Below are 21,846 nucleotides of genomic sequence, written 5' to 3' on the forward strand. Positions count from 1 at the left end.
GCGGAGACCTCCATCGTACTTTAGTCCGAGTAGTGCCCTCGCAGGGCTTATGTTCTTTGGAGGAAACCACAATCTGGGCCTCTCCCGGGGTCATGGCCGATACTGGACGGGTTATGGAAATCGTCATCCTTGCTGTAGTCATCGCCGTGGTCGTGATCGGCGCGCTCGGCGGGCTCGTGATCGGCAGCCGCAAGAAGAAGCAGCTGCCCCCGCAGGCCCCGTCCAGTACGCCCACCATCACCGCCCCTCCCGCCGAACCGAAGGTCGGTGACGAGGCCGAGACGCCGCGCGACGAACCGCGCCGCACGATCGAGGAGGTGGAACTCCCGCTCGCCGAGCCGACCGCGTCGGCACCGGTCGTCGAAGAGCCGGTCGTCGAAGAACCGGCCGCACCGGAGATCGAGACTCCCGAGCCCACCGCCGGCCGCATGGTCCGACTGCGCGCCCGGCTCTCCCGCTCGCAGAACGCGCTCGGTATGGGACTGCTCACGCTGCTGTCCCGCGAGCACCTCGACGAGGACACCTGGGAGGAGATCGAGGACACGCTGCTCACGGCGGACGTCGGCGTCGCACCCACCCAGGAGCTCGTGGAGCGGCTGCGCGAGCGCGTCCGCGTCCTCGGCACCCGCACCCCGGACGAGCTGCGCACCCTGCTCCGCGAAGAGCTCGTCAAGCTTCTCGGGACGCCCGAGGGCACCGACTTCGACCGCACCGTGAAGACCGAGTCCGGCCTGGAGACGCCGGGCATCGTGATGGTCGTCGGCGTGAACGGCACCGGCAAGACCACCACCACGGGCAAGCTCGCCCGCGTCCTCGTCGCCGACGGCCGCACGGTCGTCCTCGGCGCCGCGGACACCTTCCGCGCGGCCGCCGCCGACCAGCTGCAGACCTGGGGCGAGCGCGTGGGCGCCCGCACGGTCCGCGGCCCCGAGGGCGGTGACCCCGCGTCGATCGCCTTCGACTCCGTCAAGGAGGGCATCGCGGACGGCGCGGACGTCGTCCTCATCGACACCGCGGGCCGCCTGCACACCAAGACCGGCCTCATGGACGAGCTCGGCAAGGTCAAGCGCGTCGTCGAGAAGCACGCGCCGCTCGACGAGGTGTTGCTCGTCCTCGACGCCACGACCGGGCAGAACGGCCTCATCCAGGCCCGCGTCTTCGCCGAGGTCGTCGACATCACGGGCATCGTCCTCACAAAGCTGGACGGCACCGCCAAGGGCGGCATCGTCGTCGCCGTGCAGCGCGAGCTGGGCGTGCCGGTCAAGCTGGTGGGCCTCGGCGAGGGCGCGGACGACCTGGCGCCGTTCGAGCCCGAGGCGTTCGTGGACGCGCTGATCGGCGACTGAGGCCGCTCGGCGACTCTCGTACGCGGTGAAGGGCCCCCTCGCACGGTGCAGGTGCGAGGGGGCCCTTCGGTCCGTGCCGACCCGTGAGGGCTACGCGGGGGAGCGGTGCGCGACGTACGCCAGTGTGCCGAGCAGCAGGCGCGCCTGGGGCGGGTTCGTCGCCGAGTCGAGGGCGGGGGAGCGGAGCCAGCGGACCGGGCCGAGGCCGCCGCGGTCGGACGGAGGCGCGGTGATGTGCGCGCCCCGGCCCAGACCGTGCAGGTCCAGGGCGGCGTCGTCCCAGCCCATCCGGTAGAGCAGCTGAGGGAGTTCGGCCGCGGCGCCGGGGGCGACGAAGAACTGCGCCCTGCCGTCCGGCGTGACCGCCACGGGCCCCAGCGGCAGACCCATCCGCTCGAGCCGGACCAGGGCGCGCCGCCCGGCGGCCTCCGCCACCTCGATCACGTCGAACGCGCGGCCCACCGGCAGCATGACCGCCGCTCCGGGGAACTCCGCCCAGGCGTCCGCCGCTTCGTCGAGCGTGGCCCCGGCCGGGACCTCGGGGGCGAAGCCCAGCGGGTGGGCGCCGGGCGCCGCGCAGCCGACGGCTCCGCACGAGCAGACGCCGTCAAGGGCGCGGGCGCCGGGCACCGCGTCCCAGCCCCAGAGCCCGGTGTACTCCGCCACCGCCGTGCAGTCCGATGTGCGGCCGCGCCGCCGTGATCCGGTCCGGGGCCGGTCGGTTCCCCGGGTGCCGCCGATCGTGAAGCCCATGCCCCCTCCAACGGGTCGAGCGTGCCTCGGTTACGTGACGGAATCGGATCGTGACCCTCTGTTCTTGACGGCGCTTGGTGGCTCGGCGGGTGGTGCGCCCGGTGGCATGCGCCCCGGCGCGCTTCGCTGCGCCCACTTTCATCCGTCCTATGTCAAGTGAATCGCTTGTGGCGGCAAGGGAGTTCATTCGAAGGGGTGGCGAATGGTGGCGTTTCCGCGATCGCCCTCGCCGGACGGGTGATCGTGGGATTACTTTCAGTACACGGCCCTGGAAGTTCGAGCACTCGCGGGTATGCCGGAGGCAAGTCGGTTTCCTGTTCGATGGGTGACATTCTCCGGACGAACGACGGCGAGTAGCGGCATTCTGTTAGGGCTAGCCGTGTACAGCGCGCAGATGTCTTGAGGGATGGGGGCGTTCCAGTGAGCGGCAATGGCGGAGGTGGCGCGAACGCGGAGAAGCGCCCCAACGAGATGCTCACGTCGTGGTTCGTGCGCAGCGGTTGGTCCAAGGGCGAGCTGGCCCGGCAAGTCAACCGACGCGCACGGCAGTTGGGTGCACATCACATTTCCACGGACACCTCACGGGTGCGCCGCTGGCTGGACGGCGAGAATCCGCGCGAGCCGATTCCCCGCATCCTTTCCGAGCTGTTCTCCGAACGGTTCGGCTGCGTCGTCGCCGTCGAGGACCTGGGCCTGCGTGCCGCACACCGCACGCCCGCGTCCTCCGGGGTCGACCTGCCCTGGACCGGGCCCCAGACGGTCGCGCTCATCAGCGAGTTCTCACGCAGCGACCTGATGCTCGCCCGCCGCGGTTTCCTCGGCACCTCGCTCGCGCTCTCCGCGGGCCCGGCCCTCATCGAGCCCATGCAGCGCTGGCTCGTGCCCTCACCGGCGACGCCGCGCGAGGACCCCGAGCCCGTCGCGTCCCGCCGCCCGGCGCGGCTCTCCCGGCCGGAACTGGACCTCCTGGAGTCCACGACCGTGATGTTCCGCCAGTGGGACGCCCAGTGCGGGGGAGGGCTCCGGCGCAAGGCCGTCGTCGGGCAGCTGCACGAAGTGACGGACCTGCTGCAGGAGCCCCAGCCCGAGGCCACCTCGAAGCGCCTCTTCAAGGTCGCGGGCGAACTGGCCGAACTGGCGGGCTGGATGAGTTACGACGTCGGACTCCAGCCCACCGCCCAGAAGTACTTCGTCCTCGCCCTGCACGCCGCCAAGGAAGCGGGCGAGAAGCCCCTGGGGTCGTACATCTTGTCGAGCATGAGCCGTCAGATGATCCACCTCAACCGGCCGGACGACGCGCTCGAACTCATCCACCTCGCGCAGTACGGAAGCCGGGACTGCGCGGGGCCGCGCACCCAGGCGATGCTGTATGCGATGGAGGCCAGGGCGTACGCGAGCATGGGCCAGCCCGGCAAGTGCAAGCGGGCCGTGCGGATGGCCGAGGACACCTTCGCCGACGCCGAGGACTTCGGCGAGCCCGAGCCGGACTGGATCCGCTTCTTCTCCGAGGCCGAGCTGAACGGCGAGAACGCCCACTCGTTCCGCGACCTCGCGTACGTGGCGGGCCGCAGCCCCACGTACGCCTCGCTGGCCGAACCCGTCATGGACCGGGCCGTGGAACTCTTCGAGAAGGACCTCGAACACCAGCGTTCGTACGCGCTGAACCTCATCGGCAAAGCAACCGTCCACCTGCTCCAACGCGAGCCCGAGCAGAGCACGGTCCTCGCGGGACAGGCGCTCGGCATCGCCAAGAAGGTGCGCTCCGAGCGGGTCAACACCCGCCTGCGCAAGACCGTCGACACCGCCGTGCGGGACTTCGGGGACGTCGCCGAAGTCGTCGAGCTCACCGAACGGCTCGCCATCGAGATGCCGGAGACCGTGGAGGCGGTCTGACGTCCGGCACGCCCTGCCCCGGCCGCGGCAGGACCATCCCTTACAGCCCGACTCGGCTCCCCCATGCCAGGTCAGCCGGATGGCCGCCGCGGCCGGTTCCAGTACCGCGCACAGGGGTGCATCGGGCACCCCGCGCGACCCGCGAGTTCATGGGCGCGTAACACGCACGACCTCTTCGTCACTGCGGCGAAACACCGAGGGGCCCCCGCCGAAACGGCGCTCGGCCAGTCTCTGGCGCACAACCGGCCCCACAGCGAGGAGACGCCGATGCCCCCAGGCATCACGATCGCCGCAGACGCCCCCGAGCTGTCTGCCGCCAACACAGGCTTCATGCTCATCTGCTCCGCCCTGGTGATGCTCATGACACCCGGCCTGGCCTTCTTCTACGGAGGCATGGTCCGCGTCAAAAGCACCCTCAACATGCTGATGATGAGCTTCGTCAGCCTGGGCATCGTCACCATCCTCTGGGTGCTGTACGGCTTCTCCGTCGCGTTCGGCACCGACCACGGAAGCCTCTTCGGCTGGGAGGGGGACTACGTAGGACTCAGCGGACTCGGCATCAACCAGCTCTGGGACGGCTACACCATCCCGGTCTACGTCTTCGCCGTCTTCCAGCTGATGTTCGCCGTCATCACGCCCGCACTGATCAGCGGCGCCCTCGCGGACCGCGTGAAGTTCACGGCCTGGGCGCTGTTCATCGCCCTGTGGGCCACCATCGTGTACTTCCCCGTCGCGCACTGGGTGTGGGGCACCGGCGGCTGGGCCTTCGAGCTCGGCGTCATCGACTTCGCGGGCGGCACCGCCGTCCACATCAACGCGGGCGCCGCCGCGCTCGGCGTCATCCTCGTCATCGGCAAGCGCGTCGGCTTCAAGAAGGACCCGATGCGGCCGCACTCCCTGCCGCTCGTGATGCTCGGCGCGGCCCTGCTGTGGTTCGGCTGGTTCGGCTTCAACGCCGGCTCGTGGCTCGGCAACGACGACGGCGTGGGCGCGCTCATGTTCGTCAACACGCAGGTCGCGACCGCCGCCGCCATGCTCGCCTGGCTCCTCTACGAGAAGCTCCGCCACGGCGCGTGCACCACGCTGGGCGCCGCCTCCGGCGCCGTCGCCGGCCTCGTCGCCATCACCCCGGCGGGCGGCTCCTGCTCGCCGCTCGGCGCCATCGCCATCGGCGCCATCGCGGGCGTGCTGTGCGCCATGGCGGTCGGGCTCAAGTTCCGGTTCGGGTACGACGACTCCCTCGACGTCGTCGGGGTCCACCTGGTCGGCGGCATCGCAGGATCGATCCTCGTCGGCTTCTTCGCCACCGGCGGCGGGCAGTCCGAGGCCCAGGGCCTGTTCTACGGAGGCGGCCTGGAACAGCTGTGGAAGCAGTTGGCGGGCGTCGGGGCGGTCCTCGCGTACTCCCTGATCGCCTCCGCGGTCCTTGCCCTGCTCATCGACAAGACCATCGGCATGCGGGTCTCCGAGGACGACGAGGTCGCGGGCATCGACCAGGTCGAGCACGCCGAGACGGCGTACGACTTCAGCGGCGCGGGCGGCGGCAGGGCTCCTCGTACGGAGGTACCGGCGCCAGGCGCGGACGGCTCGCAGGCAACGGCTCAGGTTCAGCGGAACAAGAAGGTGGACGCATGAAGCTCATCACCGCGGTCGTCAAGCCGCACCGGCTCGACGAGATCAAGGAGGCGCTGCAGGCCTTCGGCGTACACGGCCTGACCGTCACCGAGGCCAGTGGCTACGGACGGCAGCGCGGCCACACGGAGGTCTACCGGGGCGCCGAGTACACCGTCGACCTCGTACCGAAGATCCGCATCGAGGTCCTCGTCGACGACGACGACGCCGAACAGCTCATCGAGGTCGTGGTGAAGGCCGCCCGCACCGGAAAGATCGGCGACGGCAAGGTCTGGAGCGTCCCGGTCGACACGGCGGTGCGGGTGCGGACCGGGGAGCGCGGACCCGACGCACTGTGAGCCGCGCAGGGGGGGCTGAACGGGACGACTGAGCAGGACTGAGCGGGACCGAACGGGAGCTGCCGGGTGACGAGTATGGACGTACGGACCGAAGCGGAAGCGGAAGACTCCGGCCCCAGCGGCTACGCGGCGGCCCGGCTGCGGCTCCTCCACGAGGAGGCGCGGTCCGGGCCGCCGCGCCGTTCCGCCCTCGCCGAGCTGACGGACGACTGGCTGGCCGGCCTCTTCCGGACAGGCCCCGCGGGCACCCCGCGAGGCGCCGCGCTCATCGCGGTCGGCGGCTACGGACGGGGCGAACTGTCGCCGCGCAGCGACCTGGACCTCCTCCTGCTGCACGACGGGAGCGCCGACCCCAAGGAGCTCGCCGCGCTCGCCGACCGCCTCTGGTACCCCGTGTGGGACCTCGGGATCGCCCTCGACCACTCCGTGCGCACGCCCACGGAGGCGCGGAAGACCGCGGGCGAGGACCTCAAGGCGCACCTCGGGCTGCTCGACGCCCGGCACGTCGCGGGCGACCTCGGCATGACCACCGCGCTGCGCACCGCCGTCCTCGCCGACTGGCGCAACCAGGCCCCCAAACGCCTGCCGGAACTGCGTGAGCTCTGCGAGGAACGGGCCGAACGCCACGGCGAGTTGGGCCACCTGCTCGAACCCGACCTCAAGGAGGCGCGGGGCGGACTGCGCGACGCCACCGCGCTGCGCGCCGTCGCCGCCTCATGGCTCGCCGACGCACCCCGCGAAGGGCTCGACGAGGCCCGCCGACGCCTCCTCGACGTACGGGACGCCCTGCACCTGACGACGGGCCGCGCCACCGACCGGCTCGCCCTCCAGGAACAGGACCAGGTCGCCGACGGGCTCGGACTCCTGGACGCGGACACGCTGCTGCGCCAGGTGTACGAGGCCGCGCGCGTCGTCGCCTACGCGGGCGACGTCACCTGGCGCGAGGTCGGGCGCGTGCTGCGGGCGCGGGCCGGGAGGCCGCGGCTGCGGGCGATGCTCGGCGGCAGGAGCGGCGGCCGGACGGCGGTGGCCGAGCGGTCGCCGCTGGCCGAGGGGGTCGTGGAGCAGGACGGGGAGGCCGTGCTCGCCCGCGCGGCACGCCCCGAACGGGACGCCGTGCTGCCGCTGCGGGCCGCGGCCGCCGCCGCGCAGGCGGGCCTCCCGCTGTCCCTGCACGCCGTACGCCGCCTCGCCGCCACCGCGCGGCCCCTCACCACGCCGTGGCCCGCCGAGGCGCGCGAACAGCTCGTGACGCTGCTCGGTGCGGGCCGGCCGACGGTGCAGGTGTGGGAGGCGCTGGAGGCCGAAGGACTCGTCACCCGGCTCCTTCCCGACTGGGAGCGGGTGCGGTGCCGTCCGCAGCGCAACGCCGTCCACACCTGGACGGTCGACCGGCACCTGGTCGAGACGGCGGTGCGGGCCTCCGCGCTCACGCGCCGGGTGGGGCGGCCCGATCTGCTGCTCGTCGCCGCGCTGCTGCACGACATCGGGAAGGGGTGGCCCGGCGACCACTCCACGGCCGGGGAGACCATCGCCCGCGACGTCGCGGCACGCATCGGGTTCGACGCGGGTGACGTGGCGGTCGTCGCGCGTCTGGTCCGGCACCACCTGCTGCTCGTGGAGACGGCCACGCGCCGGGACCTCGACGACCCCGCGACGGTACGGGGCGTCGCCGAGGCGGTCGGCGCCGTGGGCACGTTGGAGCTGCTGCACGCCCTCACCGAGGCGGACGCGCTGGCCACGGGGCCCGCGGCCTGGTCGACGTGGCGCGGGGCGCTCGTCGCCGACCTGGTGAAGCGGGTGACGGCGGTGCTGTCCGGAGAGGCGCCCGAGGAGCGGGCCACGGAGGACGCGGCGCCGACGGCGGAACAGGAGCGGCTTGCCGTGGAGGCGTACCGGACGGGCGGTCCGGTGCTGTCGATGCGTGCGGATTCCGGGGTCTCCTCGGAGGACGGTCCGGAGCCCCTCGGGGTGGAGCTCGTGGTCGCGGTCCCGGAACGGCCGGGCGTGCTGTCCTCGGTCGCCGGGGTGCTGGCGCTGCACCGGCTCGCCGTGCGGACGGCGGAGCTGAGGGCGGTGACGCTGCCGTCCGGCTTCGGGGCCGCTTCGGGGGACTCGGTGCTGTTGCTGAGCTGGCGGGTGGCGGCGCAGTACGGCTCGATGCCACAGGCGGCGCGGCTGCGGGCGGACCTGGTGCGGGTGCTCGACGGCTCGCTGGACATCGAGGCCCGCCTCGCCGAGCGGGAGGCGGCGTACCCGCGCCGCAGGGGCACGGTGGCGCCCCCGGCCCGGGTGACGGTGGCCCCGGCCGCTTCGCGCCTCGCCACGGTGATCGAGGTGCGGGCCCAGGACGCCCCGGGGCTCCTGCACCGCATCGGGCGGGCGCTCGAGGCGGCGGGGGTGGCGGTGCGCAGCGCCCATGTGTCGACCCTGGGGGCGAACGCGGTGGACGCGTTCTATGTGACGGGGGCGGACGGGGCGCCGTTGGAGGGGGAGGCGGCCGCGGGGGTGGCCCGCGGGGTGGAAGGGGTGTTGCGGGCGTAGGGGTGGCGCGGTGGATGTCCCTGCCGTCCCTGCTGCCCCTGCCGGTACGGCGGAGCGTACGGCGTGCAGGAAGTCCCGCCCAGCGCCCCGGGCACCCGCCCCGGACAGATACTCTGGAAGGCGACCTGTCCCCCTTTCCCCGACCCGAGGATTCGCGACCGCCGTGTTCGATACTCTCTCCGACCGCCTCGCAGCGACATTCAAGAACCTCCGGGGCAAGGGCCGCCTGTCCGAGGCGGACATCGACGCCACGGCGCGCGAGATCCGCATCGCCCTGCTCGAGGCGGACGTGGCCCTGCCCGTCGTCCGCGCCTTCATCAAGCAGGTCAAGGAGCGCGCGGCCGGCGCCGAGGTCTCCCAGGCCCTCAACCCCGCCCAGCAGGTCATCAAGATCGTCAACGAGGAGCTCATCGGCATCCTCGGTGGCGAGACGCGCCGCCTCCGGTTCGCCAAGACCGCGCCGACCGTCATCATGCTGGCGGGTCTGCAGGGTGCCGGTAAGACGACCCTCGCCGGAAAGCTCGGCCTCTGGCTGAAGGGGCAGGGCCACGCGCCGCTCCTCGTGGCGTGCGACCTTCAGCGCCCCAACGCCGTCAACCAGCTCAGCGTCGTCGCCGAGCGCGCGGGCGTCGGGGTGTACGCACCGCAGCCGGGCAACGGCGTGGGCGACCCCGTGCAGGTCGCCAAGGACTCCATCGAGTTCGCGCGGACGAAGCAGTACGACGTCGTGATCGTCGACACCGCGGGCCGCCTCGGCATCGACCAGGAGCTGATGCAGCAGGCCGCGGACATCCGCGACGCCGTCAGCCCGGACGAGGTCCTCTTCGTCGTCGACGCGATGATCGGTCAGGACGCGGTCAACACGGCCGAGGCGTTCCGTGACGGCGTCGGCTTCGACGGCGTCGTGCTCTCCAAGCTCGACGGTGACGCCCGCGGTGGTGCCGCGCTCTCGATCGCGCAGGTCACCGGCCGTCAGATCATGTTCGCCTCGAACGGCGAGAAGCTGGACGAGTTCGACGCGTTCCACCCGGACCGCATGGCGTCCCGCATCCTCGGCATGGGCGACATGCTCACGCTGATCGAGAAGGCCGAGCAGACCTTCTCGCAGCAAGAGGCCGAGAAGATGGCCTCGAAGCTGGCGTCCAAGAAGGGCCAGGACTTCACCCTGGACGACTTCCTGGCCCAGATGGAGCAGGTCAGGAAGATGGGCAGCATCAGCAAGCTGCTCGGGATGATGCCCGGCATGGGGCAGATCAAGGACCAGATCAACAACCTCGACGAGCGTGACGTCGACCGCACCGCCGCCATCATCAAGTCGATGACGCCCACCGAGCGTCAGGAGCCGACGATCATCAACGGCTCGCGCCGTGCCCGTATCGCCAAGGGCTCCGGTGTCGACGTCAGCGCGGTGAAGAACCTCGTCGAGCGGTTCTTCGAGGCGCGGAAGATGATGTCGCGCATGGCCCAGGGCGGCGGCATGCCGGGGATGCCCGGGATGCCGGGCATGGGTGGCGGCCCCGGCAAGCAGAAGAAGAAGCAGAAGCAGGCCAAGGGCAAGCGCAAGTCGGGCAACCCGATGAAGCGCAAGCAGGAGGAGCAGGAGGCCGAGGCGCGCCGCGAGGCCGCGAACCAGGCGGGCTCCGCCTTCGGGATGCCGGGCGCGCAGCCGGGCAAGGACTTCGAGCTGCCGGACGAGTTCAAGAAGTTCATGGGCTGAGGGCGCGGTACGTACGTGCCGTACGTGCCGTACGTACGCGTGCACGAGGGCGTCCCCGTTGTCGGGGGCGCCCTCGGGCGTTTCTGAGCAGGTGCTGGCCCGATATTTGTGTCGTAACGTCCGGATATGAGCAACCCCGTGCCGCCGGACCGGGCGCCCGACAAGCCGTGGCGCTCCGAGGGCGCGCCCGCGCCCGACCCCGCGCCGACGCCGAAGAAGAAGATGCCTGGCGGTTGGGGCGGGCTCGTCCTGACGGCCCTGATCGTCTACCTCATCGCCAACCTCGTGCTCTCCTTCTTCAACGACGGCGACGAGCCGACCATCTCGTACACGGAGTTCAGCAAGCAGGTCGACGGCGGCAACGTCACGAAGATCTACTCCAAGGGCGACGCCATCCAGGGGCAGCTCAAGAAGGAGCAGCCGCGGCCGGACGGCGACAAGGGGAAGTACACCAAGTTCACCACCCAGCGGCCCGCCTTCGCCGACGACAAGCTCTGGGACGACCTGACCGAGCACAAGGTCACCGTCACCGCCGAACCCGTCGTACAGGAACGCAGCTTCCTGTCGAACCTCCTGATCTCGCTCGCGCCGATGCTCCTGCTCGTCGTGCTCTGGATCTTCATCGCCCGGCGCATGAGTGCGGGCATGGGCGGCGGGGGCGGCATGCTCGGCCGCAAGACGCCGCCCAAGCCCGTCGAGCTCGAACCCGGCGCGAAGCGGACCACCTTCGAGGACGTGGCGGGCATCGACGAGGTCGAGGGTGAGCTCAACGACGTCGTCGACTTCCTGAAGAACCCCGGCGCCTACCGCGAGATGGGCGCCAAGATGCCGCGCGGCGTGCTCCTCGCGGGGCCGCCGGGCACCGGCAAGACCCTGCTCGCCCGCGCCGTCGCGGGTGAGGCGGGCGTGCCCTTCTTCTCGGCCTCAGCCTCGGAGTTCATCGAGATGATCGTGGGCGTCGGCGCCTCGCGCGTACGGGAACTCTTCACCGAGGCCCGCAAGGTCGCGCCGTCCATCATCTTCATCGACGAGATCGACACCATCGGGCGTGCCAGGGGCGGCGGCAGCGGCATGGGCGGGCACGACGAGCGCGAGCAGACGCTCAACCAGATCCTCACCGAGATGGATGGTTTCTCGGGCGCGGAAGGCGTGATCGTGCTCGCCGCGACCAACCGGGCCGACATCCTCGACCCCGCACTCACCAGGCCGGGCCGGTTCGACCGAGTCGTCAACGTCTCGCCCCCCGACCGCGGCGGACGCGAGGCCATCCTCCGCATCCATACACGTCCCATCCCGCTGGCCGGCGACGTCGACCTCGCCCAGGTCGCCCGCACGACACCGGGCATGACCGGCGCCGAACTCGCCAACCTCGCCAACGAGGCCGCCCTCATCGCCGTCAAGCGCAAGCAGCGCACGGTCACGCAGTCCGACCTCTCCGAAGCGATGGAAAAGGTCCAGCTCGGTGCCGAGCGGCCGCTGGTGATGCCCGAGGACGAGCGCAGGCGCACGGCCTATCACGAGAGCGGACACGCCCTGCTCGGCATGCTCCAGCCCGGCGCCGACCCCGTCCGCAAGATCACGATCGTGCCGCGCGGGCGCGCGCTGGGAGTGACGCTCTCGACCCCGGACTCCGACAAGTACGCCTACACGGAGGAGTACCTCCGGGGGCGCATCATCGGCGCCCTAGGAGGCATGGCAGCCGAACACGTCGTCTACGGAGTCGTCACCACCGGCGCGGAGAACGACCTGGAGCAGGTCACCAACATCGCCCGCGGCATGGTCGCCCGCTGGGGCATGAGCGAGCGCGTCGGCCGCCTCTCCGCGCTGCCGAACGACGCCCAGCAGGCGTACGGTCTCGCGGCCGCCCCGGAGACCCTCGACACGATCGACGCCGAGATGCGCCGCATCGTGGACGAGTGCTACGAGAGCGCCTGCCGCCAACTGCGCGACCACCGCGACCAGCTGGACGCCCTGTCCGCCGCGCTCCTCGAGAACGAGACGCTGGAGGAGGCCGCGGCTTACCGGATCGCGGGCATCACGAGGATGACGAAGGACGGCTGACGTACGCCCCTCCTACGGAGGAGACTGTTCAAGGCGTACGCGCGATCAAGTACCGGAAGACGTTGGGCATCCACACCGTCCCGTCCCCGCGCCGATGCGGATGCAGCGCCTCCGTCAGCTCCTTGTCGACCTGAGCCGGGTCGGTCACCCGCGCCGCCGCGTCGAACAGCCCGGTCGAGAGCAGTCCACGTGCCGCGCTCTCCACGTCCGCGTACCCGAAGGGGCACGCGACCCGGCCCGACCCGTCCGGCTTGAGCCCCGCCCGGTGGGCGACCACCTCCAGGTCGTCCCGGAGCGCGGGGCGCCAGCTGCCCGTGCCCCGGAGCGGATCCGCGAGCTTCGTCGCCACCCGCAGCACGGAAGAGGTCGCGCAACGCTCCGGAGGACCCCAACCGGCGAGCACCACCGAAGTGCCGCGCCCGGCCAGCGGAGCCGCCGCCTCCAGGAGGTCGGAAAGACCTTCGGAGTCGCCCGCCATGCAGCCGATCGGCTGGAAGGCCGTGACGAGGTTGTACGTGGGCACGCCCGGGTCCGCCGCATCCGCGGGACCGCCTTCGACCAGGCGAGGGACTGCACGCGCGCGTGCGTCCCCCGTCGACTCCGGCAGCAGACGTTCACGCGCGAGAGCGAGACGCTCGGGCTGCGAGCGGTCGACGCCGGTGACCGCGGCACCCCGTGAGGCCGCCATCAGCAGAGCCAGTCCGGAACCACAGCCGAGGCCGAGCAGCCGGGTGCCGTTCCCCACGTCGAGCCGTTCGTACACCGCTTCGTAGAGCGGGACCAGCATCCGTTCCTGGATCTCCGCCCAGTCACGCGCGCGTGCACCCGGGTCCACACGGGGCGCCGCTCCCGTGCGGGGATGGTGCGACTGCACGAGTGTTGGTGTCATCGAATGCGCCCCAATCAGCCGAGAGTTAGTGCCGTGACGTAAACCAACGGTTCGTCCGCCCCCGTGCAGTGCGCTCGCACTCCCCCCGTATGCCAGAGAACTCCGCATCCGTCGTGGCGTCCAGAGGTTGTGGGCCAATGCTTGCGTTCCACCGTCGTGCGCCCCCCGCCGATAAACCCGCGCACCCTCCGCAGGCCCGCCTCTACCATGCGCGCCATGCCCAAGACACCCGTGCTCACGCCCCAGACGGACGACTTCCCGCGCTGGTACCAGGACCTGATCACCAAGGCCGAACTGGCCGACAACGGCCCGGTGCGGGGCACCATGGTGATCCGTCCGTACGCGATCGACGCCTCGCCACCCTGCTGCCCACAGTTCTCGAGGAGGGCCAGGCGCAGTTCCTGGCGCAGGCCCGCGCCCACCGCGCGTCCCATGGGCCGCGCTCGGCGAAGAAGGCGAGGCCAGGCTGGCCGAGCACGCCGTGACCGTACGGTGTCTGGTCACGGAGGACGGGGCGGTGCCGGACGCCGACGAGACCCCGGGTAACGTCGCTCTCGTCGCCCGCTCCTACTGAGGAGGGCGCCTCCGGTACGGCCGCGCACGATCGCGGCCCGCACGCCTGTCCAAGCAACACGCGCCCCGGCGCGAGGACTCGATCTACGCGCCGGGGCGTACGCGCCACTACGTACCGGCTTGGTGCGAGCTGTGAGGCTTCTCCGCAGATCAGCGCACCCGCCCTCGTCCGGACGCATCAACGGCAACTGACGGGTACGTGCAAATTATTTGAGATGCCCCGGAATGGAACCCCCGGGGCTCCCGGCTCGTTGTTCACGACGTGAGCACGACACCACCTGTTCTCGCCGCAGAGCTGGCACAGGCGTGGGCCGACATTCAGCGGCACCACCCCGAGCTGCCCGACCTTGCCGCGCCCGAATCCCTGATCGGAGAGTCGTCGTCCGCCTGTGGCGCCGAGCTCTCCTTCGAGCGACTGCTTCATGAGGCAGTCCATGGCATCGCCGCCTCGCGCGGCGTACGCGACACCTCACGTGCCGGTCGATACCACAACCGCAGATTCCTCGCGATCGCCGAGGAGCTGGGCCTGGACCACCCCGAGGAGCCACATCCCAGCAGCGGCTTCTCACTGGTCACGCTCAACCCGGACGCAAAGAAGCGCTACCGCCCGACGATGGACCGGCTCCAGCGGGCCCTGAAAGCACACACCGCGGCGACGACGGCGGACACCGCGCGCAGCTTCCGGGGGCCGGCCGCCCGGCACGGCTCCTCCGGCGGAGGCGTGCGCGTCAAGGCCGTCTGCGACTGCGGGCGCAACGTGCGCGTCGTGCCCTCCGTGCTCGCCCAGGCGCCGATCATGTGCGGCGGCTGCGGCAAGCCCTTCCGGATCCCGGAAGGGGTCGCAGTGGGCGTGGGCTGAGCTGGAACGGGGCGCCCGGACCGGGTGCGGGCGCCCCGCCGACGTATGGCACAATGGCTAGCTGTACTCGACAGTCGCATAGGACCCCTCTCTCCTCCGGCTGACGCGTCCATCGGGCACTCGAGTACCGCAACCCCACGCGGCATCAACGTTGTGCCCACCCACGTCAAGACCAGGAGACACCACTCCCGTGGCAGTCAAGATCAAGCTGAAGCGTCTGGGCAAGATCCGTTCGCCTCACTACCGCATCGTCGTCGCCGACTCCCGTACCCGCCGTGACGGCCGGGCCATCGAGGAGATCGGCCTGTACCACCCGGTGCAGAACCCGTCGCGCATCGAGGTCAACTCGGAGCGTGCCCAGTACTGGCTGTCCGTCGGCGCCCAGCCGACCGAGCCGGTCATGGCCATCCTGAAGCTCACCGGCGACTGGCAGAAGCACAAGGGCCTGCCGGCCCCGGCGCCGCTGAAGGTTGCCGAGCCCAAGGACAAGCGCGCTGCGTTCGAGGCCTTCACCAAGGGTCTCGAGGGCGACGACGCCAAGGGCGAGGCCATCACCCAGAAGGCCAAGAAGTCGGACAAGAAGGCGGACGAGGCCGAGGTCGCGTCCACCGAGTCCACCGAGGCCTGAGCATGCTCGAGGAGGCTCTCGAGCACCTCGTGAAGGGCATCGTCGACAACCCCGACGACGTGCAGGTCGCCTCGCGCAACCTGCGCCGCGGGCGCGTCCTCGAAGTCCGGGTCCACCCCGACGACCTCGGCAAGGTGATCGGCCGCAACGGCCGCACCGCGCGCGCTCTGCGCACTGTCGTGGGCGCGATCGGCGGCCGTGGTGTCCGCGTCGACCTCGTCGACGTGGACCAGGTTCGCTGAACCGGGTTCCCAGGACCGATGGGTTCGTAGAACCACAGCAGCACCGGCTCGGGCCGGGGAGGGCTCCAGGGCCATCCCCGGCCCGTAGTCGTTGGATGAGGAGAAACGCAGTGCAGTTGGTAGTCGCCCGCATCGGCCGTGCCCACGGCATCAAAGGTGAGGTCACCGTCGAGGTCCGCACCGATGAGCCGGAGCTGCGGCTCGGCCCCGGCGCCGTGCTGGCCACGGACCCCGCCGCCACGGGCCCGCTGACCATCGAGTCCGGCCGGGTGCACAGCGGCCGCCTCATCCTGCGCTTCGAGGGCGTGCGCGACCGCACGGGCGCCGAAGCGCTGCGCAACACCCTTCTGATCGCCGAGGTGGACCCCGAAGAGCTCCCGGAGGAAGAGGACGAGTTCTACGACCACCAGCTGATGGACCTCGACGTCGTCACCACGGACGGCGAAGAGATCGGCCGGATCACGGAGATCTCGCACCTGCCCTCGCAGGACCTCTTCATCGTGGAGCGGCCCGACGGCAGCGAGGTGATGATCCCCTTCGTCCAGGAGATCGTCGTCGAGATCGACCTGGAGGAGCAGAAGGCCGTCATCGACCCGCCGCCCGGGCTGATCGACGACCGTGCGGAGATCGCGTCCACCCGGGACGAGGCGTAATGCGGCTCGACGTCGTCACGATCTTCCCCGAGTACCTGGACCCCCTGAACGTCTCCCTCGTGGGCAAGGCACGCGCGCGTGGGCAGCTCGACGTCCAGGTGCACGACCTCAGGGAGTGGACGTACGACCGGCACAACACGGTCGACGACACCCCCTACGGCGGCGGCCCCGGCATGGTCATGAAGACCGACCCCTGGGGTGCGGCCCTCGACGACGTGCTCGCCGACGGGTACGAGAACGGGGCCCACGGGCCCGTCCTGGTCGTCCCCACGCCCAGCGGCCGCCCCTTCACCCAGGAACTCGCCGTGGAGCTCTCCGAGCGCCCCTGGCTGGTCTTCACGCCCGCGCGCTACGAAGGCATCGACCGCCGCGTCACGGACGAGTACGCCACCCGCATGCCCGTCTACGAAGTCTCCATCGGTGACTACGTCCTCGCGGGCGGGGAAGCCGCCGTCCTGGTCATCACCGAGGCGGTGGCCCGGCTCCTGCCCGGCGTCCTCGGCAACGCCGAATCCCACCAGGACGACTCCTTCGCCCCCGGAGCCATGGCCAACCTCCTGGAAGGCCCGGTGTACACCAAGCCTCCCCAGTGGCGCGGACACGGCATCCCGGACGTCCTCCTCAGCGGACACCACGGCAAGATCGCCCGCTGGCGGCGGGACGAGGCACTCCGGCGCACGACCCGCAACAGGCCCGATCTCATTGAGCGTTGCGACCCCAAGGCCTTCGACAAGAAGGACCGCGAGATGCTCTCGATCCTGGGGTGGCGGCCGGGGCCGGACGGCCGATTTGGGCGTAACCCCGAGGCCGTGGAAGAATAGAACGCTGCTGTACGTCCAGCGTGCGCCCCTGCCACAGGGGGAACGACGCCCGCCCGACGCGATCAGCTACCGAAACCTCATCTACACGTTCCGCTGATGACCTGTGGCATCAGTGAAGAAAGCAGACGATCATGGCTAACCTGCTCGACTCCGTCGACAGCGCGTCGCTGCGCAGCGACATCCCGGCCTTCCGCCCGGGTGACACCGTCAACGTCCACGTCCGCGTCATCGAGGGCAACCGCTCCCGTGTGCAGCAGTTCAAGGGCGTAGTCATCCGCCGCCAGGGTGCCGGCGTGCGCGAGACCTTCACGGTCCGCAAGGTGTCCTTCTCCGTCGGCGTCGAGCGCACCTTCCCGGTGCACACCCCGATCGTCGAGAAGATCGAGCTCGTCACCCGCGGTGACGTGCGTCGCGCGAAGCTGTACTACCTCCGTGACCTGCGCGGCAAGGCCGCGAAGATCAAGGAGAAGCGCGACAGCTGAGCTCCCGCGCGGGTCCACAGCGGGGCCGGATAGCATCTGGCCCCGATGGACACCGAAGCAGAGCACACGGAGCGCGACCGCTCCTCCCCACCCTCCGATTCCGGAGACGTCACGCACGTCGCCGAAGCATCCGAGGAGACGGAGGAACGGTCGCGCTCCGTTTTTGCGTCGCTCGTCGACCGGCTGCCAGGCGGCGGGCTCACCCTCACGTTCCTGCTGTGCATGGGAGCCCTGCTCCTGGTCAGCGCCTTCGTGGTGCAGCCCTTCCAGATCCCGAGCGGCTCCATGGAGCCCGCGTTCCGCTCCGGGGACCGGGTACTCGTCAACAAGTTGGCGTACCGTTTCGGTTCCGAGCCACGACGGGGTGACGCGGTCGTCTTCGACGGAAGCGGCTACTTCGGAGAGGCCGACTACATCAAGCGGGTCGTGGGCACCGGCGGAGACCGGGTGGTCTGCTGCGGCAAGCGGGGGAGGGTCCAGGTGAACGGCGAGCCGATCGACGAGCCGTACCTGTACCCGGGGGACGTCGCCTCCAAGGTGCCCTTCGACGTCGTCGTCCCCGAGGGCAGCCTTTTCCTCCTCGGCGATCACCGCAGCGACTCCCGTGACTCCCGCGACCACCTGGGCGAGCCCGGCGGGGGCATGATCCCCGTCGACGCGGTCATCGGCAGGGCCGACTGGATCGCCTGGCCCGTCGGCCGCTGGACGTCCCTGGAGCGCCCCGACGGCTACGCGCGCGTGCCCGCACCGGGCGGCGCGCATGGGTAGCCGTGGACGCACGCGCGGCGCCGGCCATCGCGTCGACACCCGGCTGCCCACGGGCTCCCGGCCGACCGACGGTCCTGCCCTGCCCGGCCGGGCCGAGCGCCGCAAGCTCGCGAGGAAGGTCAAGCGGCGCAGACGGCGCTCGGCCATCAGGGAGATACCCCTCCTCATAGGTGTGGCGCTGCTCATAGCCCTCGTCCTGAAGACGTTCCTGGTGCAGGCCTTCGTGATTCCGTCGGGGTCCATGGAGCAGACGATCCGGGTCGGCGACCGCGTCCTGGTCGACAAACTCACCCCCTGGTTCGGCTCGAAGCCGGAGCGCGGCGACGTCGTCGTCTTCAAGGACCCCGGCAGCTGGCTCGAAGAGGAACAGGGCAAGAAGAAGGACGACCCGGTGGTCGTCAAGCAGGTCAAGGAAGGCCTGACCCAGATCGGCCTGCTGCCGTCCGACAGCGAACGCGACCTCATCAAGCGGGTGGTCGGCGTCGGCGGCGACACCGTGAAGTGCTGCGACAAGAACGACAAGGTCACCGTCAACGGCGTGCCGCTGGACGAGCCCTACATCAACCCCGGGGACAAGCCCTCCGCCTTCGAGTTCGAGGTGAAAGTTCCCGAAGGCCGCCTCTTCATGATGGGCGACCACCGGAGCGACTCGGCCGACTCCCGCTTCCACCGCACCGAGAAGTTCAGCGGCACGATCGCCGAGGACCAGGTGGTCGGACGCGCCGTCGTCATCGCATGGCCTTTCGGACACTGGCGCAAGCTCGAAGCACCGGACACATATGCGTCAGTTCCCGACGCGCGTGCGGGATCGGACATCGCCACAGGAGCGTCGCATAGGCTGACCCCTGACGATCGATACGGATTGATCCGGCTCCCGACCCCTGCGGAACTCCCGCTCGTTATGGGAGTGGTGGGCCTGCATCGCATCTGGGGCAGGCGGCGGCACGGACTGAGGAGTGGATGTGGGGGATTTGGCGGTCGGCGCACGATCCGGACACGAGGGACCCGAAGATCGGCCGGGACGATCCGGCGAGCCGGACGTCGAGGCCGTCGCGGACGGCACGACCCCCGGGAGTGACGCCGTGGGCGACGACGGCGACGGTGACGGCGGCGCGACGCGCGCGCAGGACCCCGAGCAGCCGCGGAAGAAGCCCCGCTCCTTCTGGAAGGAGCTGCCGCTCCTCATCGGCATCGCCCTGGTCCTGGCGTTGCTCATCAAGACGTTCCTGGTCCAGGCGTTCTCGATTCCGTCGGACTCGATGCAGAACACGCTGCAGCAGGGCGACCGCGTCCTCGTCGACAAGCTGACGCCGTGGTTCGGTTCCGAGCCCGAGCGCGGCGAAGTCGTCGTCTTCAGGGACCCCGGCCACTGGCTGGACGGCGAGCCCACGCCCGACCCGAACGCGATCCAGCGGGTCCTCGGCTGGGTCGGCCTGATGCCGTCAGCCGACGAGAAGGACCTCATCAAGCGCGTCATCGGCGTCGAGGGCGACACGGTGGAGTGCAAGGGCACCGGCCCGGTGAAGGTCAACGGCAAGGCGCTCAACGAGCCGTACGTCTTCGCGGGCAACACCCCGTGCAGCGTCGACGACCAGGGCGGCCAGTTCAAGATCAAGGTTCCCCAGGGCAAAATCTGGGTCATGGGTGACCACCGGCAGAACTCGCTGGACTCCCGCTACCACCAGAAGCAGCCGGGCGGCGGCGCCGTCCCCGTGGACAACGTCGTGGGCCGCGCCATCGTGATCGCCTGGCCGCCCACCCGCTGGGCGACGCTGCCCAAGCCGGACACCTTCGACCAGCCGGGCATCAACGCGCTCTCCAGCGCGGCGCCGGGCGTCCTCGGGCTCGCGGGTGCCGTGCCGCTCGTGCTGTGGCGCAGGCGCCGCCTCACGGTGGCTGCCGCGCGCGATGCGAGGGTTTCTGGCTGCAGTACCGCCGGGTAGGGTGCCGTCCCAGATCGCCGATCTTCCGCCGACCGTAGGCACGTGCGGCGAGGTCGGTTCCGAGATGGGGGAGCACTGGGATGAGCAGGACACAACGTACGAACGAGGGCCGCGGACGGCTCGGCAGCGTGCTGTCGGGCATCGCCGTGGCCCTCGGCTGTGTGCTCTTCCTCGGAGGGTTCGTCTGGGGCGCGTTCCTGTACCAGCCGTACACCGTGCCCACCGGCTCGATGGCGCCGACGATCGGCTCCGGTGACCGTGTGCTCGCGCAGCAGATCGACGGCGATGAGGTGCGCCGCGGCGACGTCGTCGTCTTCAAGCAGTCCACGTGGGGCGATCTGCCGATGGTGAAGCGCGTCGTCGGCGTCGGCGGCGACCGGATCGCCTGCTGCGAGGACGGCAAGCTGACCGTCAACGGCAAGGAAGTCGCAGAACCGTATCTCCTCGATCAGGGCGACGCCGCCGTGGCCACCCGCATCCCTGCCACCACGGTCCCCAAGGGCCGCCTGTTCCTGCTCGGTGACGAGCGCAGCGGTTCGCTGGACTCCACCGCGCACCTGACCGACGGGGAGAACGGCACGGTGGCCCGGGACGCCGTGAAGGCGCGGGTCGACGCGGTGGCCTGGCCGATGGACAGCTTCGGCATGCTGGAGCGGCCCGACGGCTTCGCGGCCGTGCCGGGCGGCATCTCCGAACCGGGTCCGCTGCGCCTGATGGTGATCGCGGTCGTGGCGGGCATGGTCCTCGTCCTGGGCGGCGCGGCCTACGGCCCCGTGGCCAGGCGGGCGGGCCGTCGCCGTGCCGGGAGCGGTGCGCAGGAGGCCGCCGGTGTCGGCTGACCTGCGCAGGGTCGCCCGCGTGATCCTGCTGGACCCGAGCGACCGCATCCTGCTGATGCACGGCTTCGAGCCGGAGAACGCGTCGGACGACTGGTGGTTCACGCCGGGCGGCGGGGTCGAGGGCGACGAGACGCGGGAGCAGGCGGCCCTGCGTGAGCTCCGGGAAGAGACCGGCATCACGGAGGTCGAGCTCGGCCCGGTCCTGTGGCAGCGCGTCTGTTCGTTCCCCTTCGCGGGGCGGCGCTGGGACCAGGACGAGTGGTACTACCTGGCCCGTACGTCGCAGACCACGATTGCCGCTGAGGGCCTCACGGAGCTGGAAAGACGCAGTGTCGACGGAGCACGTTGGTGGACGTGCCGAGAACTGACCGAGGCTCATGAGACGGTGTATCCGACCAGGCTCGCCGAGCTGCTTCGCAGACTGCTCGACGAGGGGCCCCCGGAAAGGCCCGAGATCCTCGCCACGGAAATCGTGTAGGGGCTCGCGGGGCTGACGCACAATAGGGGGACGCACGGCTGAAGGGGAACATGCCATGAGCGCCGAGGACCTCGAGAAGTACGAGACCGAGATGGAGCTGAAGCTCTACCGGGAGTACCGCGATGTCGTCGGGTTGTTCAAATACGTGATCGAGACCGAACGTCGTTTCTACCTCACGAACGACTACGAGATGCAGGTGCACTCGGTTCAGGGTGAGGTCTTCTTCGAGGTCTCCATGGCGGATGCCTGGGTGTGGGACATGTACCGGCCCGCCCGGTTCGTCAAGCAGGTGCGGGTGCTCACGTTCAAGGACGTGAACATCGAGGAGCTCAACAAGAGCGACCTGGAGCTGCCGGGCAGCTGAGTTCACTCGGCGGGGTGGCGGGG

21 protein-coding genes are annotated in these 21,846 nt (G+C 70.5%); 19 read left to right on the forward strand and 2 right to left on the reverse strand.

Features of this window, described 5'->3' with window-relative positions; translation table 11 throughout:
* Positions 1-113 precede the first annotated feature (113 nt).
* Positions 114-1,346 (forward strand): signal recognition particle-docking protein FtsY, encoded by a 1,233-nt coding sequence (gene ftsY, locus NOO62_RS28700; protein ID WP_268773706.1) that lies wholly within the window; start codon positions 114-116, stop codon positions 1,344-1,346.
* 90 nt (positions 1,347-1,436) lie between these two features.
* Here the strand turns inward: ftsY and NOO62_RS28705 are convergent, their stop codons facing one another.
* The gene (locus tag NOO62_RS28705) at positions 1,437-2,099 is read right to left on the reverse strand and encodes a bifunctional DNA primase/polymerase (RefSeq protein ID WP_268773707.1); all 663 of its coding nucleotides are present in this window, start codon (positions 2,097-2,099) and stop codon (positions 1,437-1,439) included.
* 420 nt (positions 2,100-2,519) lie between these two features.
* Between NOO62_RS28705 and NOO62_RS28710 the strand changes: the two genes are divergently transcribed.
* The 6 genes from NOO62_RS28710 (at position 2,520) to ftsH (ending at position 12,284) form a co-directional block, all read left to right on the forward strand.
* Positions 2,520-3,992, forward strand: a complete 1,473-nt coding sequence (locus tag NOO62_RS28710; protein ID WP_268773708.1) for a hypothetical protein — start codon at positions 2,520-2,522, stop codon at positions 3,990-3,992.
* A gap of 267 nt (positions 3,993-4,259) precedes the next feature.
* A complete protein-coding gene (locus NOO62_RS28715; protein ID WP_268773709.1) occupies positions 4,260-5,627 on the forward strand; it encodes an ammonium transporter in 1,368 nt (455 codons plus the stop codon).
* Positions 5,624-5,962: a P-II family nitrogen regulator gene (locus NOO62_RS28720; protein ID WP_150172692.1), complete on the forward strand. Its 339-nt coding sequence runs from the start codon at positions 5,624-5,626 to the stop codon at positions 5,960-5,962. Before NOO62_RS28715 ends, NOO62_RS28720 begins: the two co-directional genes overlap by 4 nt.
* A 66-nt stretch (positions 5,963-6,028) precedes the next feature.
* Complete coding sequence (locus NOO62_RS28725) at positions 6,029-8,506, forward strand: [protein-PII] uridylyltransferase (RefSeq protein ID WP_268773710.1); 2,478 nt, start codon at positions 6,029-6,031, stop codon at positions 8,504-8,506.
* Positions 8,507-8,669: 163 nt separating this feature from the next.
* Entirely contained in the window at positions 8,670-10,223 is a 1,554-nt protein-coding gene (gene ffh / locus NOO62_RS28730; protein WP_268773711.1) for a signal recognition particle protein, read from the forward strand.
* 126 nt (positions 10,224-10,349) lie between these two features.
* Positions 10,350-12,284 (forward strand): ATP-dependent zinc metalloprotease FtsH, encoded by a 1,935-nt coding sequence (gene ftsH / locus NOO62_RS28735; RefSeq protein ID WP_268773712.1) that lies wholly within the window; start codon positions 10,350-10,352, stop codon positions 12,282-12,284.
* Between the two features lie 28 nt (positions 12,285-12,312).
* Here ftsH and NOO62_RS28740 read toward each other — a convergent pair whose 3' ends face one another.
* A complete protein-coding gene (locus tag NOO62_RS28740) occupies positions 12,313-13,173 on the reverse strand; it encodes an SAM-dependent methyltransferase (RefSeq protein WP_268773713.1) in 861 nt (286 codons plus the stop codon).
* An 835-nt stretch (positions 13,174-14,008) separates the two neighbouring features.
* On the opposite strand from NOO62_RS28740, the gene NOO62_RS28750 reads away from it, so the two are divergent.
* The 12 genes from NOO62_RS28750 (at position 14,009) to NOO62_RS28805 (ending at position 21,823) form a co-directional block, all read left to right on the forward strand.
* On the forward strand, positions 14,009-14,605 hold the full coding sequence (locus NOO62_RS28750) for a hypothetical protein (RefSeq protein WP_268773714.1): 597 nt from the start codon (positions 14,009-14,011) through the stop codon (positions 14,603-14,605).
* Between the two features lie 190 nt (positions 14,606-14,795).
* A complete protein-coding gene (rpsP, locus tag NOO62_RS28755) occupies positions 14,796-15,233 on the forward strand; it encodes a 30S ribosomal protein S16 (protein ID WP_268773715.1) in 438 nt (145 codons plus the stop codon).
* A gap of 2 nt (positions 15,234-15,235) precedes the next feature.
* Positions 15,236-15,475 carry an RNA-binding protein gene (locus NOO62_RS28760; RefSeq protein ID WP_014176063.1) on the forward strand — a complete coding sequence of 80 codons (240 nt, stop codon included), beginning with the start codon at positions 15,236-15,238 and terminating at the stop codon, positions 15,473-15,475.
* 110 nt (positions 15,476-15,585) lie between these two features.
* Positions 15,586-16,128, forward strand: a complete 543-nt coding sequence (gene rimM, locus NOO62_RS28765; protein WP_268773716.1) for a ribosome maturation factor RimM — start codon at positions 15,586-15,588, stop codon at positions 16,126-16,128.
* Positions 16,128-16,949 carry a tRNA (guanosine(37)-N1)-methyltransferase TrmD gene (trmD, locus tag NOO62_RS28770; protein ID WP_268773717.1) on the forward strand — a complete coding sequence of 274 codons (822 nt, stop codon included), beginning with the start codon at positions 16,128-16,130 and terminating at the stop codon, positions 16,947-16,949. The genes rimM and trmD overlap by 1 nt, the downstream gene beginning before the upstream one ends.
* A gap of 131 nt (positions 16,950-17,080) precedes the next feature.
* Positions 17,081-17,431, forward strand: a complete 351-nt coding sequence (rplS, locus tag NOO62_RS28775) for a 50S ribosomal protein L19 (RefSeq protein WP_055529866.1) — start codon at positions 17,081-17,083, stop codon at positions 17,429-17,431.
* Between the two features lie 45 nt (positions 17,432-17,476).
* Positions 17,477-18,199 (forward strand): signal peptidase I, encoded by a 723-nt coding sequence (gene lepB, locus NOO62_RS28780; RefSeq protein ID WP_268773718.1) that lies wholly within the window; start codon positions 17,477-17,479, stop codon positions 18,197-18,199.
* Positions 18,192-19,277: a signal peptidase I gene (gene lepB / locus NOO62_RS28785; protein WP_268773719.1), complete on the forward strand. Its 1,086-nt coding sequence runs from the start codon at positions 18,192-18,194 to the stop codon at positions 19,275-19,277. The genes lepB (NOO62_RS28780) and lepB (NOO62_RS28785) overlap by 8 nt, the downstream gene beginning before the upstream one ends.
* Positions 19,162-20,142 (forward strand): signal peptidase I, encoded by a 981-nt coding sequence (lepB, locus tag NOO62_RS28790; RefSeq protein WP_268773720.1) that lies wholly within the window; start codon positions 19,162-19,164, stop codon positions 20,140-20,142. The genes lepB (NOO62_RS28785) and lepB (NOO62_RS28790) overlap by 116 nt, the downstream gene beginning before the upstream one ends.
* Positions 20,143-20,222: 80 nt before the next feature.
* Entirely contained in the window at positions 20,223-20,981 is a 759-nt protein-coding gene (gene lepB, locus NOO62_RS28795; RefSeq protein ID WP_268773721.1) for a signal peptidase I, read from the forward strand.
* On the forward strand, positions 20,971-21,459 hold the full coding sequence (locus NOO62_RS28800; RefSeq protein WP_268773722.1) for an NUDIX hydrolase: 489 nt from the start codon (positions 20,971-20,973) through the stop codon (positions 21,457-21,459). The genes lepB (NOO62_RS28795) and NOO62_RS28800 overlap by 11 nt, the downstream gene beginning before the upstream one ends.
* Positions 21,460-21,514: 55 nt before the next feature.
* Positions 21,515-21,823 (forward strand): DUF2469 domain-containing protein, encoded by a 309-nt coding sequence (locus NOO62_RS28805; RefSeq protein ID WP_005311352.1) that lies wholly within the window; start codon positions 21,515-21,517, stop codon positions 21,821-21,823.
* Positions 21,824-21,846: the final 23 nt, after the last annotated feature.

The organism is Streptomyces sp. Je 1-369, assembly GCF_026810505.1.
Classification (GTDB): Bacteria; Actinomycetota; Actinomycetes; order Streptomycetales; family Streptomycetaceae; genus Streptomyces.

Coding starts and splice junctions, on each gene's coding strand:
- ftsY (WP_268773706.1), top strand. CDS start 114: ATGGAAATCGTCATCCTTGCTGTAGTCATCGCCGTGGTCGTGATCGGC.
- NOO62_RS28720 (WP_150172692.1), top strand. CDS start 5,624: ATGAAGCTCATCACCGCGGTCGTCAAGCCGCACCGGCTCGACGAGATC.
- lepB (WP_268773721.1), top strand. CDS start 20,223: ATGAGCAGGACACAACGTACGAACGAGGGCCGCGGACGGCTCGGCAGC.
- trmD (WP_268773717.1), top strand. CDS start 16,128: ATGCGGCTCGACGTCGTCACGATCTTCCCCGAGTACCTGGACCCCCTG.
- lepB (WP_268773719.1), top strand. CDS start 18,192: ATGGGTAGCCGTGGACGCACGCGCGGCGCCGGCCATCGCGTCGACACC.
- NOO62_RS28715 (WP_268773709.1), top strand. CDS start 4,260: ATGCCCCCAGGCATCACGATCGCCGCAGACGCCCCCGAGCTGTCTGCC.
- NOO62_RS28740 (WP_268773713.1), bottom strand. CDS start 13,173: ATGACACCAACACTCGTGCAGTCGCACCATCCCCGCACGGGAGCGGCG.
- rplS (WP_055529866.1), top strand. CDS start 17,081: ATGGCTAACCTGCTCGACTCCGTCGACAGCGCGTCGCTGCGCAGCGAC.
- NOO62_RS28705 (WP_268773707.1), bottom strand. CDS start 2,099: ATGGGCTTCACGATCGGCGGCACCCGGGGAACCGACCGGCCCCGGACC.
- ftsH (WP_268773712.1), top strand. CDS start 10,350: ATGAGCAACCCCGTGCCGCCGGACCGGGCGCCCGACAAGCCGTGGCGC.
- lepB (WP_268773718.1), top strand. CDS start 17,477: ATGGACACCGAAGCAGAGCACACGGAGCGCGACCGCTCCTCCCCACCC.
- NOO62_RS28760 (WP_014176063.1), top strand. CDS start 15,236: ATGCTCGAGGAGGCTCTCGAGCACCTCGTGAAGGGCATCGTCGACAAC.
- NOO62_RS28805 (WP_005311352.1), top strand. CDS start 21,515: ATGAGCGCCGAGGACCTCGAGAAGTACGAGACCGAGATGGAGCTGAAG.